We start from the raw sequence: 17182 nt of genomic DNA, 5'->3' as shown, positions 1-17182 counted from the left end.
CCGACACGCGGGCGATCCCTGATCGAAGGTGCTGTTCAGTGACGTGAAGCTCGCTGAAGTGAGACACAATTGTGGTATTCGTCACGTTCAGGAGAATGTCATTCTCTAAGGAAAAGCTACCGATGAGTAGCTGTGGGCTAGCACTTGGCCAGCGGGTCATACCTACAGTTCCGGTACCACCTGGACACGTTTGTCGAGCTCGCGCGCCACCAGCTCACTGGCCAGCTCAGCGGCGCGGCAGGGACTTGCCCCGGCAGCCCGGTTGGCGACGTAACACGCGGTGAACATGTCTCCGGCCCCGGTGGTCTGCACGCCCATCACCCGCCAGGCCGCGGGCACGCGGACCACCGTGCCGTCGGTATAGATGTCGCAGCCCTCGGAGCCGTAGGTGACCACGATCTCCGGCACCCCGAGCCGCTCGGCGACCGCGGCGTCGAACGGGCCGTCGGCGACGATCACCGCCTCGTCCTCGGCCAGTTTGAGCACATCGAGATGACGCAGCAGATCCCACGAGAAGTTCCGGTCCTGGACCAGAGGGCCCAGCCGGTCGGCACGAACCAGTCCCTGGCCGTCGTAGGCGATGCGGTGGCCACGGGCAGCCAGGTGCGCGAGCGTGTCAGCGGGGAAATCGGTGCGCAGCAGCGGGGCCAGGTGGATCCAGGTGGTCTGCGGGTCATCGGCGTCGATATCGGCAGGCGTCCACACCGGCCCGAGCGCGTCGACGGACATGTGCCGGTGATCGGTGTCGTCGTAATCGAGGCGGAAGCCGCTCGTGCGGTCTGCGGGCAGGAACCGCACCATCGACCCGAAGCGGTCCAGCACGCCGTCGAACAACTCATGGTCGGCCTCGGCGCCCATCGCCACGATGTGCCGCATGCCCATCGCCGACTCCAGCGCCACCCCGGCGAACGACGCACAACCACCAGGACTGGGCGGCGCACCGTCGATGACGTCGATCGCCAGATTCCCCAGCACGGTCACGCCCGGGACTAGCTGTTTCGACATCGAACGGATCTCCCCCGGGCTGGTCTATGTGGTCTTGGCGCACGCGCGTGGCCGTGGGGCGAAATGGTAGCGGGATGGACTGTGAGCTGAACAATTGATGATCAAGGCAGGTTGTACGGCGTGACGATCTGGATCGGCGTCGGCTTGGCAGCCTCGGCAGGCAGAGCGCCGTTCTGCTGCAGGATCAGCCGCACCGCCGTCCGGGCATCGGCCCGCAGGTCGTTGTGCAGCACCGCCGAAATCCTGCCGTCGCGCAGCAGACGCCGGTTGTCGGCGTCCAGGTCGTGGGCGATGAAGACGCTGCAGTCCCGGCCGAGCCGGTCGAATGCCGCCAGGGTCGCCGTGTTGCCGCCACCGGGCGAGTACACCGCGCGCACCGACGGATGACGCTGCAGGGCGTCGAACACCAGGCGTTCGGTCGTCGCGTCGATACCGTCGCTGTCGGTGACCTCGACGACGGCCCGCCCCGACGCCCGCAAACCTGACCTGAACCCCATCTCCCGCTCGCCCTCGCCGCGGAAAACCGTGCGGCTCACGGTGATCAAAACATCCGCTGCGGTGGCGCCGAGCCACTGATCCACCAGGTATGCGGCGGTGAGCCCGGCGCCGTGGTTGTCGATCCCGACATAACCGCAGCGCATGCTCGTCGGCACGTCGGTGGCGTAGGTGACCACCGGTACACCCGATCCGACGAGCCGATCGATCGCCTCGACCACGTCGGGTTCGTCCTGCGCCTTGAGGACCACCCCGTGGCTGCCGCGGATCCGCGTCAGCGCGTCGACCATCTGCGCGGTTGTCCCCGATTCCCACAGGTGGAACCGCGCACGCACCAGCGCGGGCGCAAAGGCAGGCAGTTCGGCCTCGACCGCCGACCGGAAGGCATCGGAAAACCGTTGCGGCGTATGCATGATCACGTCGATCAGGAAACGTCGGCCGTTGAGCCGCAGCTGCGCCCGCTGTTTGTCCAGGTCAGCGATCGCCTGCTGCACCTCGGCGCGGGTGTTCTCCCGCACACCGGGGCGATCGTTGAGCACGCGGTCGACAGTGGCCTCGCTCAGCCCGCACTGTTGCGCGATCTCGCGCACCTTGTACCGGTGTGCCATGTGGCCTCTCGCTTCCTTCTTCTCGCGAGCAGTCGCTGCGGTACGCGACACGCCGCCGTTCGCGGACCCCAGTGTCTTTTCGCCGGGAAAGGTGATGGTTTTTTGAGGGCTTTTTGCCGTTGATTGTGTCACAGAACACCGCAAGACTGTCTGTCATGGCCGCTCGACTGACCACCGTCCATCGCCCGTGGATCACCGAATCCGATTGTTCGCTGGATGATTTCCGTGAGCAGGTGTCCCGCGAAACCGACCCCACCGATTACCCGCACGCCGTGGACATCCGCGCGAACGTGCCGGTGTACGCGGCATCCGCACCCACCGACCGCAAGGCCCTGCAGTCCGAGCTGATCCAGGCGCTGACCGACGGTCCCGGTGTGGTCGTGTTCACCGACGCGTTCGACCACACGGTGATCGACGCCGCAAGCGCCGCATTCACGGAATTGATCGAAGCCCAGCACGCCGAGGGCGCCGCCGCGGGCGACCATTTCGGCAAGGCCGGCGCCAACGACCGCATCTGGAACGCAGCGCAGAAGCTGGCATTGCACTCCCCCACGGTGTTCGCCGAGTACTACGCCAACGACACGCTCGCGTTGGTGTCGCAAGCCTGGCTGGGTCCGCGCTATCAGGTGACCTCCCAGGTCAACGTCGTCAATCCCGGTGGAGCAGCGCAGGTTCCGCACCGCGACTATCACCTGGGGTTCGTCAGCCCCGATCAGCTGGCCGACTATCCGGCCCATCTGCACCGGCTCTCGCCCGCGCTGACCCTGCAAGGCGCAGTGGCTCATTGCGACATGCCCCTGGCGAGCGGCCCGACCATGCTGCTGCCGTATTCGCAGCGCTTCGAGGCCGGCTACATCGCGTTCTACCGGCCCGAGTTCATCGAGTTCTTTGCGACTCACCAGGTGCAGATTCCGTTGGCCAAGGGCGATGCGGTGTTCTTCAACCCCGCGCTCTATCACGGGGCCGGCGCCAACACCTCGACTGGCATCCGGCGGATGGCCAACCTGCTGCAGATCTCCTCCCCGTTCGGCCGGGCGATGGAATCGCTGGACCGCACCGCGATGGTCCGCGCGGTGTACCCGGCGCTGCTGGCCATGAAGAAGTCCGGCCGCTCCGAACAGGAGCTGGCCAACGTCGTCAACGCGACGGCGGAGGGCTACGCGTTCCCCACCAATCTCGACCATGACCAACCCATCGGCAGCCTGGCCCCGCCCAGCCAGGTCGACACCGTGCTGGCCGGGCTGGCCGACGACCTCGACGTGAACGAACTCGACACCATCCTCGCCGCACAGAACGAACGGAGAACCCCATGACCACCCTCGGCGTGATCGGATTGGGCCGCATCGGCGCCTTCCACGTGGACACCCTGTCGAACCTCGACGGCATCGACCGGCTGGTCGTTGCCGACGAACGGCCCGACGTGGTGGCTGCCGTCGCCACCAAACATGGTGCCACGCCTGCTGATTCAGTCGAAGACCTGCTCGACTCAGGTGTCGACGGCGTCGTCGTCGCGGCCGCGACCCCGGCGCACGCCGAGCTGACCCTGGCCGCCGTGCACCGCGGCCTGCCGACCTTCTGCGAAAAGCCCATCGCCGCAACCGCCGCCGAGAGCGCACATGTGGCCGACGTGATCGCCAGATCAGGGGTCCCGGTCCAGGTCGGTTACCAGCGTCGGTTCGACGTCGCGTTCGCCGCGGCCAAACAAGCCGTGGATTCCGGCGCGCTGGGCCCGCTGCACACCGTGCGCAGCACCACGATGGACCCGGCTCCGCCGCCGATGGAGTACATCGCCGGATCCGGCGGCATCTTCCGCGATTGCGCCGTCCACGACTTCGACGTGTTGCGCTGGATCACCGGGCAGAACGCCGTCGAGGTGTACGCCACCGGAACCAATCAGGGCGACCCACGGTTCGCCCAGTACGGCGACGTCGACACCGCCGCAGTGGTGGTGAAGTTCGATGGCGGCGCCATGGGCATCGTCTCCGCGGCGCGGTACAACGCGCGCGGCTACGACTGCCGGCTGGAGGTGCACGGTTTCCACGACACGGTCGTCGCCGGCTGGGACCAGGGTGTGCCGATGCGTAACACCGACCCCCACAACGACTTTCCGACCGGTCCCTACCATCATTTCTTCATGGACCGCTTCACCGACGCGTTCCGCGCCGAGCTGGCCGGTTTCGTCTCGGTCGTCAAGGGCGAGGCGATTCCGGGTGCCACCGTGGCCGACGCCGTCGAGGTGGCCTGGCTCGCCGAGGCGGCCACCGAGTCGTTGCGGCGCGGAGTTCCCGTGCGAATCGAGGAGGTTCGGAACGCGTGAGCACCATAAAGATTGCCGGAGCGCCGATCTCGTGGGGCGTCTGCGAGGTGCCCGGCTGGGGTTACCAGCTGCACCGCGACCGGGTGCTCGCCGAGATGCGCGACACCGGACTCACCGCAACCGAACTGGGACCCGACGGATTTCTGCCCGCCGATCCGGCCGAGCTGACCGAGGTCCTTGACGCACATGGGCTCTCGTGTGTCGGCGGGTTCGTCCCTGTCGTGCTGCACGACGCGGGCCACGACCCGGCCGACGATCTGGCCGGGCCGCTGGCCTCCCTACGTGCGGCCGGCGCGGGTGTCGTGGTGCTGGCCGCCGCCACCGGAGCCGACGGGTATGACTCGCGGCCCACACTCGATGAGGACCAATGGGCCACCCTGCTGGCCAATCTGGACCGGCTCTCAGATCTGGCCGCCGCGGCAGGCCTGCTCGCGGTGCTGCACCCGCATGTCGGGACCATGGTGGAGACCCGTGGCGACGTCGATCGCGTGCTCGCCGGCTCGGCCATCCCGCTGTGCCTGGACACCGGGCATCTGCTGATCGGCGGAACCGACCCGCTCGAGCTGGCGAAGGCCGTGCCGCACCGCATCCAGCACACGCACCTCAAGGATGTCGACGCCGCCCTGGCCGCCCGCGTGCAATCGGGAGAGCTCACCTACACCGACGCCGTGCGGGCGGGCATGTACACGCCGCTGGGCACCGGGGACGTCGATATCGCCGGGATCGTTTCGGTGTTGCGGAACAACGGTTTCGACGGCTGGTTCGTCATGGAGCAGGACACGATCCTCGACGGTGAGCCGACCGACGAAGGACCGGTCCGCGATGTGCGCAGCAGCGTCGCATACCTGACCGGCGTCGTGGCGTGAGCTTGCGGATCGGGGTGCTGGGCGCCTCACGCATCGCCGAGAAGGCGATCGTGGGGCCGGCTCAGCAGTTGGGCCATCGGCTGGTGGCTGTCGCGGCCCGCGATCCGCACCGGGCTGCCGCCTTCGCCGACAAGTACGGCGTCGAACGCACACTGGCGTCCTACGCCGAGGTGATCGAGGATCCCGAGGTCGACGTCGTGTACAACCCGTTGGCCAATTCGCTGCACGCACCGTGGAATCTGGCCTCGATCGCGGCGGGCAAACCGGTATTGAGCGAAAAGCCGTTCGCCCGCAACCGATCCGAAGCGAGCGCGGTCGCCGCGGCAGCGGAGTCCGCCGGGGTGCCGGTGTTGGAGGGGTTCCACTACTTCTTCCACCCGGTCACCCAGCGTGCCTTCGCGCTGGCCGCCGACGGATCGCTGGGCCCCGTCACGCGGGTCGAAGTGCGGATGGCCATGCCCGCTCCCGCCGACGACGACCCGCGGTGGTCGCTGGAGCTGGCGGGCGGGGCGTTGATGGATCTCGGCTGCTACAGCCTGCACATCATGCGGTCGCTGGGCCGGCTGACGGTCGACGGCCTGCAGGGGCAGCCGTCGATCACCCGGGCCCACGCCGAGGAACGCACTGCGGGCGTCGACGCGCGGTGCGACGTGGAACTCGACTTCCCCGGGGGTGCAACGGGATTCGGCAGCCACTCGATGGTGGCAGAGGAATACTCCTTCACGCTCAGGATCAGCGGTACGGCCGGGGCCGTGTTCGTGCACGACTTCATCCGGCCCGATCTCGACGATCGGCTGACCGTCACCGGGCCCACTGGCCAGCGGGTGGAACGGCTCGGGACGCGGTCGTCGTACAGCTACCAGTTGGATGCGTTCGCCGCTCACCTGCACGACGGCGCACCGCTGCCGTACGACCTCTCCGATGCGGTGGCGAACATGTCGTATGTCGATGCCGCCTATCGGGCGGCGGGCTTGGCACCGCGCTAGGTTCCCGGCGCGGTCGTCGAGCTCCGCACCACCAATTTGGGCTCACACACCACGTCGACCGGGACCCCCGGTGTGTCGATGCGTTCGATGGCCCGCGCGACGGCGAGTTCGGCCAGCCGCCCGCTGTCCTGCCCGACGGTGGTCAGGTCCACGTGGGCGAGGCCGGCCAACGGGCTGTCGTCGTAGCCGACGACCGAAACCTCTTGCGGCACCTTGATACCCGCGCGGATGGCGACGTCGATGAAGCCGACGGCGCAGCGGTCATTGAACGCGAAGACCGCTGTGGGTAGCGGCAATCCGGCGCCGACGAGGGCTGTGGCGGCGGCCGCTCCGGCGTGTTCGGTGGTGCCGCCGGCGACGGTCGTGACCGTCACACCGGCTGCTGCTGCCGCGCGCCGGACACCCTTGCGCCGCTCGGCGGCACCAGGTGCGCGGCCACCGTCGAGGTAGGTGATCGCGGTGTGCCCGAGTTCGGCGAGATGGTCGACCGCCAGGCCGGCCCCGACCGCGTCGTCGCTGCGCACTGCGTCCACGCCGCGCACCTTGCGGGCCAGCGCCACCACCGGCAGCCGGCTGTCGAGATCGGTGAGGTCACGCGCAGCCAACTCACTGCCGATCAACAGCAGTGCCTCACACCGGTCGTCGAGCAGAGTGCGGACGGCCTTGGCTTCACCGTGGTGCGGGGTGACGCAGCTGAGCAACACGTCGTAGCCGTAAGCCTCGGCCGCGCAGTACACCCCGTCGACCAGACCGGCGTGGAACTCCTGTCCCGCGGTGAACACCACGCCCAGCAGGTTGGAGCGCTGCGAGCGCAGCAACCGGGCGCGCGGATCGGGCCGGTAGCCGATCTCGTCGGCAGCCTGGCGCACCCGAGCCCGGGTGGCCTCGCTCGCGCCCGGCACGTCGCGCATCACGATGGACACCAGGGCGCGGGACACCCCGGCCCGTTCGGCGACGTCCTGCAGCGTCGGTCGATCCCGCATGACGATCAGTCTAGAACGTTCTAGCAATTTTCTTGACGAACCTTCCCCGCACGGGCTTTACTCATCACAGTTCTAGAACGTTCTAGTGGCTCAGGAGTCCGTCATGTCCCACCCTGTTCGCTTCGGCCTCATCGGCACCGGATGGATCGGCCGGTTCCACGCCGAGTCCCTCGCAGGCCGGGTTCCCGGCGCGTGCCTGGTTGCCGTCGCCGACCCGAATCTCGAAGCCGCACAAGCGGCTCTGTCCCCCGTCGCCTCGCTGGCCCGGCCCGGAGCACCACGCGCCTACGCCGACCCGGCCGAACTGATCGCCGACCCGACGGTCGACGCCGTCGCCATCAGCTCCCCCGCCGCCACCCACACTGATCTGGTGGTCGCTGCCGCGCAGGCCGGCAAGCACGTGTTCTGCGAGAAGCCCATGGCGCTGACACTCGATGACGCCGACCGGGCGATCCGCGCCGCAGAGACCGCCGGAGTGGCACTGCAGGTCGGGTTCAACCGCCGCTTCGCGACCGATTTCGCCGCGGCTCATGACGCCATCGTGGCGGGTGCCATCGGCACACCGCAGTTGCTCCGCTCGCTGACCCGCGACCCTGGGATCACCGCCGAGGTGGCGGCGCGGGTGAAACCGAGGACCATCTTCAACGAGACCCTGATCCACGACTTCGACACACTGTGCTGGCTCAATCCGGGCGCCCGGGTCACCGAGGTCTACGCACAAGCCGCGGCGCTGATCCACCCGCAGTTCGCCGACGCCGGGTTCCTCGATACCTCGGTGGTCCAATTGCGCTTCGACAACGGCGCGTTCGGCACCGCGGAGGCCAGCTTCCAGGCGGTGTACGGCTACGACGTGCGCGGGGAGATCTTCGGCCCCAACGGCGTCCTGCTGGCCGGACGCGAACCGGCGCACGCCGGCAGGCTCAACACCGAACTCTTCCACGATGCCTACGTCGCACAGTTCGTCCACTTCGTCGACAGCGTCGTCGCAGGCACCACCCCGTCCGTCACCGGGCACGACGCCCGCGTCGCCCTCGAAATCGCTTTGGCGGCGGCCGAATCCGTACGCACCGGCGCTCCGGTGACACTCACCGAGGCGGTGCCCGCATGAGTTTCGAGCTGGCCGTATGCGCCGAGATGGTATTCACTGATCTCGACATCGCCGACCGCGCCCGACGGATCTCCGACCTCGGTTTCGCGGTGGAGATCTGGAGCTTTCACGACAAGGATCTCGACACGCTGGCCGCCACCGGCGCCCGGTTCTCGTCGATGACGGGGTATCTGCACGGTGATCTCTACGATCCGCAGGGAGCTCAGGAAGTCGTTCGCACTGCCGGGCAGGCTGTCAAAGCTGCTGCATTGCTCGGTGTTCCGCGTCTGGTGGTGCATCCCGGCGAGCTCGTCGACGGAAAAGCCGCCCGCCCGCAGCACCGACCAACCGGCCAGATGTGGCTCGCTGCGCAGCGTGGTCTGGAAGCCCTCGGTGAGCTCGGCGCCGACGCCGGCGTGACGTTCTGCCTGGAGAACCTCAACACCCTCGTCGACCATCCGGGTGTTCCCCTGGCGCGCGCCAAGGACACGCTGGCACTGGTCGAGGCGGTCGGGCATCCCAACGTCAAGATGATGCTCGACCTCTATCACGCTCAGATCGGCGAGGGCAATCTCGTCGAACTCGTCCGCAGGGCCGGCACCGCGATCGGCGAGATCCAGGTGGCCGACGTGCCCGGGCGATGTGAACCGGGCACCGGCGAGATTCACTACCCCGCCGTAGCAAAGGCATTGCGCGACAGCGGATACACCGGAGTCATCGGCATGGAGGCCTACGCGGCCGGTGACAGCGTCGTAGCGCTTGAAGCGTTCCGCGCGGCCTTTTCCTGATCCGCCGAAACTACGCTTTGTGGCGTAATTCGGTCACGCCACAAAGCGTAGTGTCGGTGCGATTGATCTCTGGTCATGCAGCGTGATCGTGGTTGTGGCTGACCACCTGCGGTTCGGTGACAGCCACCGGAGGCACCGGCGCGACCGCCGGCTGCGGAGCCGGTTGCAGCGGTTGGCCGGCGTCGGCCGGCAGCACGTTGCGTCGTTTTGCCCTGCGCAGCAACACGAATAGCACCGGCGAAACGATGAGCAGTAGCGCGGCCAGCCCGCCGCCGATCCCGACCCACAGCCACGGGAACGGTTTCGCCGGTGCGGCAGGAGTCACCAACTGCACACTGTTCTTGACCAGGAAGGCCCGCAGCGCCGCCGCATCTGTGACGAAGTTGAACGGCTGGTTCTCCCCCGAGAGGCTGAAGTCGTTGAGACCCACGACCTGGCCGGTCGTGTTGTCGACTGTCGGCCCGCCGCTCATTCCCCCGGAGATGGCTGCGCTGATCTCGGTGCGGGCCGCACCGCTCGGCGTCACCTGCTGACTGGATGCCGAACCGTCCTTGAAGCTGGGCTCCTGCAACCGCGACGCGTCCATGTTCTCGCCGATGTCGCCCGGGAATCCGGCCGAGGTGAGGCTGGTGCCCGGTGCGGGGGCCTTGTCGGCGACGGGCAGCGCCGGCAGCGCGGGCTGGTTGGCGACCTTGATCAACGCGTTGTCCCCGTCGTCGAACTTCTGGAAGTCGACGACCTGGGCGGTCACGAAGTGATCGATGACGCGGCCTTGCCCCTCGGGCTGGATCACCTCGACACTGCGGTCGATGGGAGATCCCGGCTGCTGTCCTTCGATCTGCCATTCCTCTGCGAAGGCGTTGTCGGCATCTTTGGTTGCGGCATCGATGTCTTCGCCCGAGTTCAGGTACAGCTGAGTGAGTATGGCCTGCTTGACTTCTGCGTTGTTGGGGTCGACACAGTGCCCCGCCGTCGCGATGTAGCCGGCCGGGTCGACGATCACCCCGGAGCAGGAGAAGTCGGCCTTGATCACTTTTGACCAGAAGCCTTGGCCGTCGGTGGTGGCGGACGCCGGGACATAGACCTGCCCGGAGTACTCCGTCGAGATGTAGACCAGTGACTGCTTGACGTGCTGGTCGATCTCCGTTTGGTTCTGGGCGTGCGCATACGGCGTACCGAGTGCAACTCCGAGCATCGTCAGCGGCATAGCCGCCATTGCAACGGCGGGTCCCGGCAGAAAGGTAGACATGTCACTTTTCCCCTTGGTGATGTGGTTCGTATCGGTCGATACCCGAGCAACGTATGGCGGCCGGCGGCGGGAATCGCGAGTAGTCGCTACTCGTATGGGTACGTGCCCGCCACGGCTCGCAGGGGTACGGATAGTTGCTGACGGTGAGAGTTGGCCAGCGAATTGTTCAGCAGTTCCACAGCGTATCTACAGCATTCGGCGCCGGGTGTGCACTTCGCCCAGAATTGCTGACCATCGAGCGGCGTTCCGCTTCTTCCCGCGTGGTAGGTGATATTGACGCCTACACTTTTGAACGTGGCCCGCCGTTGGCAGCTACTGGATCGTCGCGCCGAGCACGATGCGATCAGATCGGCACTGACCGCCACCGACAGCTGCGGCGTCGTCCTGGTGGGCGCGGCAGGTGTCGGTAAGACAACGCTGGCCCGCACCGTCACGGCGTCGTTGCGTTCGAACGTCCGCTGGGCTGCATGCACCGAATCCTCGCGGAACATCCCACTCGGCGCTTTCGCGTCGTGCGTGAGCCCGTTGGCCTCCCGCGACCCGGTCGCCCTCATCGCGTCGGCCCGGGCCTCGGTCCTCGATGGTGACAGCACTGTGATCGGCGTCGACGACGCCCATTTGCTCGATCAACTGTCAGCGATGCTGCTGCACCAGATCGCCGTCGATCGGGCCGGACACATCGTGGCCATCATTCGTAGCGGCGAACCGGTGCCCGATGCTGTCACGTCGCTGTGGAAGGACGGTTACCTGGAGCGTTTCGAACTCCTGCCGTTCTCCAAACAGCAGAGCATCGCACTCGTGGAGTCGGTGCTCGGCGGGACGCTGGAGGGCTTGAGCGCCGACGTGATGTGGGAATCATCGGGCGGAAATCCGCTCTTCCTAAGGCATCTGGTCGAAGGGGCATTGGAGGCAGGCACCCTCGCCGAGGTCAACGGCGTCTGGCAGTGGCGCGGGCGCACGGTGGTCCCTTCGGGTTTGGCTGCGCTGATGAAGAGCAGGCTCGACCACGCAGATGCTGATGTGATGAATGCGCTGACACTGTTGGCGCTGTGCGAACCGCTCGACATCGACGCGCTCTACGAACTGGCCGGTGAGCAAGCCGTGGACGCCGCCGAGGCGCAAGGACTGATCCGACTTGCCCCCGACGGCTCGCGAATCGTCAACGCGCGGTTCAGTCACCCGCTGTACGGAGACGTCATCCGATGCCACGTGCGGACCGGAGTGGCGCGCAAGCTCAGAGGTCGCCTCGTGCAGGTTTTGCGTGACCGCAAACTGGACTCGCCCGTCAGCCGCATCCGACTGGCACAGCTCTACGTCGACAGTGATCAGCCAGTCGACACCGACCTGGTCGTCGCCGCAGCCAAGGATGCGATGTTCCTGTCCAACCTGCCACTCGGTCAGGAGTTGGCTCGAACGGCACTCGAATGCGGCGGTGGTCTGCGGGCGGCCGCGCTCTTGTCGCGGGCACTGCTGTGGCAGGGCCATCCGAAGCAGGCCGACGAGATCCTCGCAGGGTTTGATCCTGCGAGCCTGGACGAACTGCAACTCGTCCAGTGGGGCATTCCCCGCCTCTCCCTGCTCTTCTGGTCTATGGGCGATGTCACGCGGGCGCATGAAGTGCTGGACGTGCTGTGCGCGCGAGTCACCAATCCCAGCCTCAGGTTGATCGTCGATGCGACAGCGTCGGCACTGGCGGTGCACGAGAACCGAATTGCCGACGGGCTGGCCGCAGCTGAGCGCATCCTCGCCGATACCGGCGCGCCCGACCAGGCATTTGAATTCGCCGCTTTCAGCGCAGGATTGGCCATGCCGGTCGCCGGCCGCGGTAACGACTTCGAACCGATCGCAGCCAGGTGCCGTGCCGAACAGAAGGCCACCGACGGCATGATCCGCATCATGGTGCGGTACTGCGACGTGCTGGCGCTGACCTATGTCGGTCAACTGGATCTGGCCGATCGCCGGGCAGCCGATTACGTGGATTTCTCGTCACCCGGTCAGTTCGCGGGATGGGCGATCGCGAAGATCATCGCCGGGCTGGTCGCCACATATCGCGGCCACTTCCCGCAGGCCATAGCGTCCATCGAGCAGGCTTTGGCGGCGCTCACCGCCGAGGCTTCGTTGCCCTGGCGGCTACCCGCGCGGCTGCTGCTGGCCCGGGCGTACGCCGCGCTGGGCAGGGCGGAGCAGGCCGAACGGGTGCTCGACGATGCGATGGAGCATGCCGGAGAGTTCATGGCACTGCACGAACCGCAACGGTTGATCGCCAGATCGTGGCTGGCCGCCGCCAAGGGCCACGATCGTTCGGCTGTCGAATTGTCCTGCGCTGCTGCTGATCTCGCAGAGTATTCGGGCCAGTCCGCCGCCGCAGCCGAGGCGCTGCACCACGCGGCACGCTTCGGTTCCCGCACTGTCGCGACCCGTCTCGCGGCGCTCGCGGAGCGCGTCGACGGCCCGGTGGCGGCCGTCTATGCCCGCCACGCCGCCGCGGTCGCCGCATCGGACGGCCAGGCTCTCGACGCGGTCAGCGCCGAATTCGAGAAGGCCGGCTTGCTCTTGTCGGCCGCGGATTCGGCCGCGCAGGCCGCGCCACTGCACGACCGCGCCGGGCTCCGGCGGCAAAGCGCCGAGTCGGCGGCGCGGGCCCTGCGGCTGGCGGCCGACTGCGGCGGGGCCACAACGCCTGCCATCAGATCGGCCGCGCGTCCGCTGCCGGTGACGTCCCGGGAGCGGGAGATCGTCGCGCTGGTTGCCGAGGGGTTGTCCAACCGAGAAATCGCCAAGCGGTTGACGCTCTCGGTGCGCACTGTCGAAGGACACCTGTATCGCGCGTGCACCAAGCTCGACGTCACCGACCGCGACCAGTTGGCCAAGGTGGTCCTGCACCACGCCGACTCGAATGCGGTACCGAAAACGAACTGACGCGGGTGTGCGACGAGCCCCTACTTGCGGCCCAACTCGTGGCTGAGGGCCTCCAGTTCGTCGCCACCGGCCATCTGCTGGGTGAGGTGCTCGAGCGTGATCTCGTCGTAGGTGCAGTCCAGCTTCTGCCTGCCACGGTTGAGCAGCACGAAGTGGTCGCCCACCATGTGCGCATGGTGCGGGTTGTGGGTGATGAAGATGACCCCGAACCCCTGTTCTTTGGCGGCGGTGATGTAGCGCAGCACCATTCCCGACTGCTTGACGCCCAGCGCCGCGGTGGGCTCATCGAGAATGAGGACCCGCGCACCGAAGAACACCGCCCGCGCGATCGCCACACACTGGCGCTGGCCGCCGGACAGCGACCCGATCGGCGCGTCCACGTCAGGCAGGTCGATTCCCATCTTGTGCAGTTCGGAGATGGTGGTCGCCCGCATGGCGCTGATGTCCAGGGACTTCAGCAGGCCCTTCTTGCGCAGTTCGTTTCCGAGAAAGAAGTTGCGCCACACCGGCATCAGCGACACCACCGCCAGATCCTGATATACGGTGGCGATGCCGGAGTTGAGCGAGTCCTTGGGCGACTCGAACACCGTGGGTTTACCGTCGATCAGCAGCTCTCCCTCGGTGGGCTTGTGCAAGCCGGCGATGATCTTGATCAACGTGGACTTGCCCGCGCCGTTGTCGCCCAGCACGCCCGTCACCTCACCGGCACCCACCCTCAGGTTGATGTCCTTGAGAGCGATGATGTTTCCGTAGCTCTTGCCGACGTGCTTGAGCTCGACCAGCGGCACCTCGCCACCCGACGGAGTCTCGGCGATCGGTGCCTCAGCAGTTGTGCTCATCTACTTACCTTTTCGCTGCGTAGTTACGGACGACGTTGTTGGCGATCACCGCGAACAGCAGCATGGCGCCCAGGAAGAACTTGAACCAGTCGGGGTTCCAGCCGGCGTACACGATGCCCTGGTTGGTCATGCCGAAGATGAATGCGCCGATCAAGGTGCCGACGGCGGTGCCGTAGCCACCTGTGAGCAGGCAGCCACCCACGACCGCGGCGATGATGTAGAAGAACTCGTTGCCGATGCCCTGGCCGGATTGCACGGTGTTGAAGGCGAACAGCAGGTGCATGCCCACGAACCAGGCGCAGAAGCTGACCAGCATGAACAGACCGATCTTGACCTTGGTGACCGGGACACCGACCGCACGGGCACTGTCCTGGTTGCCGCCGACCGCGAAGATCCAGTTGCCGATCCGGGTTTTGAACAACACGTAGGTGGCGATGACGGTGAACAGGATCCACCAGATCACCGTGATGCGCACGGACACCCCGAAGAGCGTGAACGACGACGCGAAAACGGCTCGGCCGGAATCGAATCCCTGCATGTCCGACACGCTGGGGGTGGCCACCTGGCCCGAAAGCAGCTTGGTCACGGCCAGGTTGATACCGGTGAGCATGAAGAACGAACTGAGCGTGATCAGGAACGACGGAATCTTGGTCCGCATCACCATGTAGCCGTTGAAGAACCCGACGGACAGTGCGATCACCAGCGACAGCGCCGCTCCGGTCCACAGGTTGAGGTGCAGGTTGTAGCTGAGCATCGACGCCGACAGTGACGCGGTGGTGACCGCGACGCCCGAGGAGAGGTCGAATTCGCCGCCGATCATCAGCACGCCGACACCGACCGCCATGATCCCGATGGTCGAGCTCGCGTACAGCACGGTGGCCAGCGCCTCGGGGGTACGGAACGGCGGCGCCACGATGAGGAACAGGACGAAGATTCCGACGGCGCCGACGAAGGCACCCATCTCGGGCCGGATCAGTAAGCGCTGCAGGCGATTCTGCTCCTTCACCCGTTCGTCGCGGACGACCTTGTGGGTCTCGAGATTGAGGTCTGCCTGGGTACTCATGTCTAGCGGGTTCCGTTCTTTGCGTATTCGGCGACCGCGTCGATGTTCGACTTGTCGATGAACGACGGCCCGGTCAACGTCGGCTGGCCGCCGCCGATGACGTTGCCGTTGTTGATGTAGAGCCACAGCGAGTCGACGGACAGGTAGCCCTGCAGGAACGGCTGCTGGTCGATGGCCCATTGCACATCGCCGTTCTGGATCGCACCCACCAGCGCGGCGTTGGTGTCGAAGGTGCCGACCTTGGCCTTGCTGTTGGCGTTCTTCACCGATTGCACCGCGGTCATCGCGAACGGCGCACCGAGGGTGATCACATAGTCGATGCTCGGATCCTGCTGCAGTTTCGCGGTGATGGTGGACTCCACGGACGGCATGTCCTTGCCGTTGACGTTGAGCACCTCGGCACCGGGGAACGTGTTCTTCACACCGGCACAACGGGATTCGAGGCCGACGTGGCCCTGTTCCTGGATGACGCAGATAGCCTTCTTGGCGCCTTCGGCGGCGACGCGCTTGCCGGCCCCCTGACCCGAGATGTACTCGTCCTGGCCGAAGAACTCCTTGACGCCCATGGCCCGCCACGCGTCGGCGCCGGCGTTGAAGGCGACCACCGGAATGCCCTTGGCCGTGGCATTCTCGATCGCCGCCTTCATGGCATCCGGCTTGGCCAGCGTCACCGCGATGCCCTTGACCCCGCTGTCGACGGCGGTCTGCACGAGATTCGCCTGGTTGGGCGCCTCGGGGTCGTTGGAGTAACGGAGCTCGATGTTGTCTTTCTTGGCCGCCGTCTCGGCACCCTTGCGGACCAGGTCCCAGAAGGAGTCACCCGGCACCTCGTGGGTGATCATCGCGATGGTCGCCCGCGGGGTGTCGGCCGTGCCCGAGCCCATGCCCCCGCCGTTGCTGGCAGGCTTGCCGCCGGTGCTCGAACATGCGCTGGCGCCGAGCACGAGCACACTCGCCCCGGCCGCCGCGATGAGCCGACTGAACCTCATTGCTTCTCCTCGTCCTCGACTTCACCGCGGGCTTGTGCGCCTGGACTCCAGTGGCAAGCGACACGGTCTCGCCCATGATGTAATACCGCTCACATCTGAAAGTCAATACTTTGTTCGGACATTAGGACTGCATATCAAATGCATGGGAGGGTACGGTAAGAAGCCCGGACGGTGCGGCGGCGGCCGGGTTCAGCGCGAGATACGCTAGGGCACAACTGATTTCGTGGCAGGTTAGCGATCCACCAGCGTGGTGTCGAAGTAGTACCGCGACGCGCGGTAGACGTGACTGCCGTATTCGACGATCCGGCCGGAGTCGTCGAACGCCGTGCGCTCCATGACCAGCAGCGGCGCCTTGGGCTTCTCGTCGAGCAGCCGGGCCTCTTCGCGGTCGGCGGCCCTGGCGCCGATGCGCTGACGGGCCAACCGGATGTGAACCCCACGTGCGCGCAGCGACTGATACAGCCCGGAATGCTCCAAGTCAGCCTGGTCGGGAGCCACCGCGGCAGGCAGATAGTTGGTCATGAGCGCCAGAGGCTGACCGCCCGAACTGCGAAGTCGACGCATCATCACCACCTCGCTGCCGGGCGCGAGATTCAGCCGTTCCGCGATGTCGTCGGCGGCGGGGCCGGCCACGTAATCCAGCACCCTGGTGGCCGGTTCCTGACCCGCCCGTGCCAGATCGTCGTACAAGCTGGTCAGTTCGACCGGCCGGTGCACGGGCGTCTGCACCACCTGGGTGCCGACCCCGCGCTTGCGCACCAAAAGCCCCTTGTCCACCAGCTCCTGGATGGCGCGCCGCGTCGTCGGCCGCGACAGATTGAGCCGGCTGGCCAGCGCAAGTTCGTTCTCGAAGCGGTCCCCCGGCTTGAGTTGCCCGTCCAGAATGGCCTTTTCGAAGACCTGGGCCACCTGGAAGTACAGCGGTATCGGACTCGAACGGTCGAGTTCGACAGACAGCGTCGGGGTCACTCTCGCTCCGATCCTCGGG

15 protein-coding genes are annotated in these 17182 nt (G+C 66.6%); 7 read left to right on the top strand and 8 right to left on the bottom strand.

Annotated elements, in window-relative coordinates; genetic code table 11:
• Positions 1–162 precede the first annotated feature (162 nt).
• Positions 163–981 (bottom strand): PfkB family carbohydrate kinase, encoded by an 819-nt coding sequence (locus BST13_RS00350; RefSeq protein WP_083159475.1) that lies wholly within the window; start codon positions 979–981, stop codon positions 163–165.
• A gap of 125 nt (positions 982–1106) precedes the next feature.
• Positions 1107–2108 carry a LacI family DNA-binding transcriptional regulator gene (locus tag BST13_RS00345; protein ID WP_083159473.1) on the bottom strand — a complete coding sequence of 334 codons (1002 nt, stop codon included), beginning with the start codon at positions 2106–2108 and terminating at the stop codon, positions 1107–1109.
• Positions 2109–2263: 155 nt separating this feature from the next.
• Here BST13_RS00345 and BST13_RS00340 point away from each other — a divergent pair, with 155 nt between their 5' ends.
• The 4 genes from BST13_RS00340 to BST13_RS00325 are packed head-to-tail and all read left to right on the top strand — an operon-like array spanning position 2264 to position 6277.
• Complete coding sequence (locus tag BST13_RS00340) at positions 2264–3421, top strand: phytanoyl-CoA dioxygenase family protein (RefSeq protein ID WP_083159471.1); 1158 nt, start codon at positions 2264–2266, stop codon at positions 3419–3421.
• Complete coding sequence (locus tag BST13_RS00335) at positions 3418–4425, top strand: Gfo/Idh/MocA family protein (RefSeq protein ID WP_083159469.1); 1008 nt, start codon at positions 3418–3420, stop codon at positions 4423–4425. The genes BST13_RS00340 and BST13_RS00335 overlap by 4 nt, the downstream gene beginning before the upstream one ends.
• Positions 4422–5291 carry a sugar phosphate isomerase/epimerase family protein gene (locus BST13_RS00330; protein WP_083159467.1) on the top strand — a complete coding sequence of 290 codons (870 nt, stop codon included), beginning with the start codon at positions 4422–4424 and terminating at the stop codon, positions 5289–5291. Before BST13_RS00335 ends, BST13_RS00330 begins: the two co-directional genes overlap by 4 nt.
• The gene (locus BST13_RS00325; RefSeq protein ID WP_083159465.1) at positions 5288–6277 is read left to right on the top strand and encodes a Gfo/Idh/MocA family protein; all 990 of its coding nucleotides are present in this window, start codon (positions 5288–5290) and stop codon (positions 6275–6277) included. Before BST13_RS00330 ends, BST13_RS00325 begins: the two co-directional genes overlap by 4 nt.
• Here BST13_RS00325 and BST13_RS00320 read toward each other — a convergent pair.
• Positions 6274–7260 (bottom strand): LacI family DNA-binding transcriptional regulator, encoded by a 987-nt coding sequence (locus BST13_RS00320; RefSeq protein WP_083159463.1) that lies wholly within the window; start codon positions 7258–7260, stop codon positions 6274–6276. The genes BST13_RS00325 and BST13_RS00320 overlap by 4 nt on opposite strands.
• A gap of 103 nt (positions 7261–7363) precedes the next feature.
• On the opposite strand from BST13_RS00320, the gene BST13_RS00315 reads away from it, so the two are divergent.
• Positions 7364–8368: a Gfo/Idh/MocA family oxidoreductase gene (locus BST13_RS00315; protein WP_083159461.1), complete on the top strand. Its 1005-nt coding sequence runs from the start codon at positions 7364–7366 to the stop codon at positions 8366–8368.
• Positions 8365–9135, top strand: coding sequence for a TIM barrel protein (locus BST13_RS00310; RefSeq protein ID WP_083159459.1), 771 nt, complete (start codon positions 8365–8367; stop codon positions 9133–9135). The genes BST13_RS00315 and BST13_RS00310 overlap by 4 nt, the downstream gene beginning before the upstream one ends.
• Positions 9136–9208: 73 nt before the next feature.
• On the opposite strand, the gene BST13_RS00305 is transcribed toward BST13_RS00310, so the two are convergent.
• Positions 9209–10342 (bottom strand): trypsin-like peptidase domain-containing protein, encoded by a 1134-nt coding sequence (locus tag BST13_RS00305; RefSeq protein ID WP_158087067.1) that lies wholly within the window; start codon positions 10340–10342, stop codon positions 9209–9211.
• Positions 10343–10678: 336 nt separating this feature from the next.
• Between BST13_RS00305 and BST13_RS00300 the strand changes: the two genes are divergently transcribed.
• The gene (locus tag BST13_RS00300) at positions 10679–13303 is read left to right on the top strand and encodes a helix-turn-helix transcriptional regulator (protein WP_083159455.1); all 2625 of its coding nucleotides are present in this window, start codon (positions 10679–10681) and stop codon (positions 13301–13303) included.
• A gap of 20 nt (positions 13304–13323) precedes the next feature.
• On the opposite strand, the gene BST13_RS00295 is transcribed toward BST13_RS00300, so the two are convergent.
• The 4 genes from BST13_RS00295 to BST13_RS00280 all read right to left on the bottom strand — a co-directional run bounded on the left by BST13_RS00295 (position 13324) and on the right by BST13_RS00280 (position 17163).
• Positions 13324–14142, bottom strand: coding sequence for an ATP-binding cassette domain-containing protein (locus BST13_RS00295; protein WP_083159453.1), 819 nt, complete (start codon positions 14140–14142; stop codon positions 13324–13326).
• A gap of 4 nt (positions 14143–14146) precedes the next feature.
• Entirely contained in the window at positions 14147–15205 is a 1059-nt protein-coding gene (locus BST13_RS00290) for an ABC transporter permease (protein WP_083159451.1), read from the bottom strand.
• A gap of 2 nt (positions 15206–15207) precedes the next feature.
• Positions 15208–16194: a sugar ABC transporter substrate-binding protein gene (locus BST13_RS00285; RefSeq protein WP_083159449.1), complete on the bottom strand. Its 987-nt coding sequence runs from the start codon at positions 16192–16194 to the stop codon at positions 15208–15210.
• Positions 16195–16425: 231 nt separating this feature from the next.
• On the bottom strand, positions 16426–17163 hold the full coding sequence (locus BST13_RS00280; RefSeq protein ID WP_083159447.1) for a GntR family transcriptional regulator: 738 nt from the start codon (positions 17161–17163) through the stop codon (positions 16426–16428).
• Between the last annotated feature and the right edge of the window lie 19 nt (positions 17164–17182).

Source organism: Mycobacterium aquaticum, assembly GCF_002086485.1.
In the GTDB taxonomy this organism is placed as follows: Bacteria; Actinomycetota; Actinomycetes; order Mycobacteriales; family Mycobacteriaceae; genus Mycobacterium; species Mycobacterium aquaticum.
This window is presented reverse-complemented; position numbering and strand designations above follow the sequence as displayed.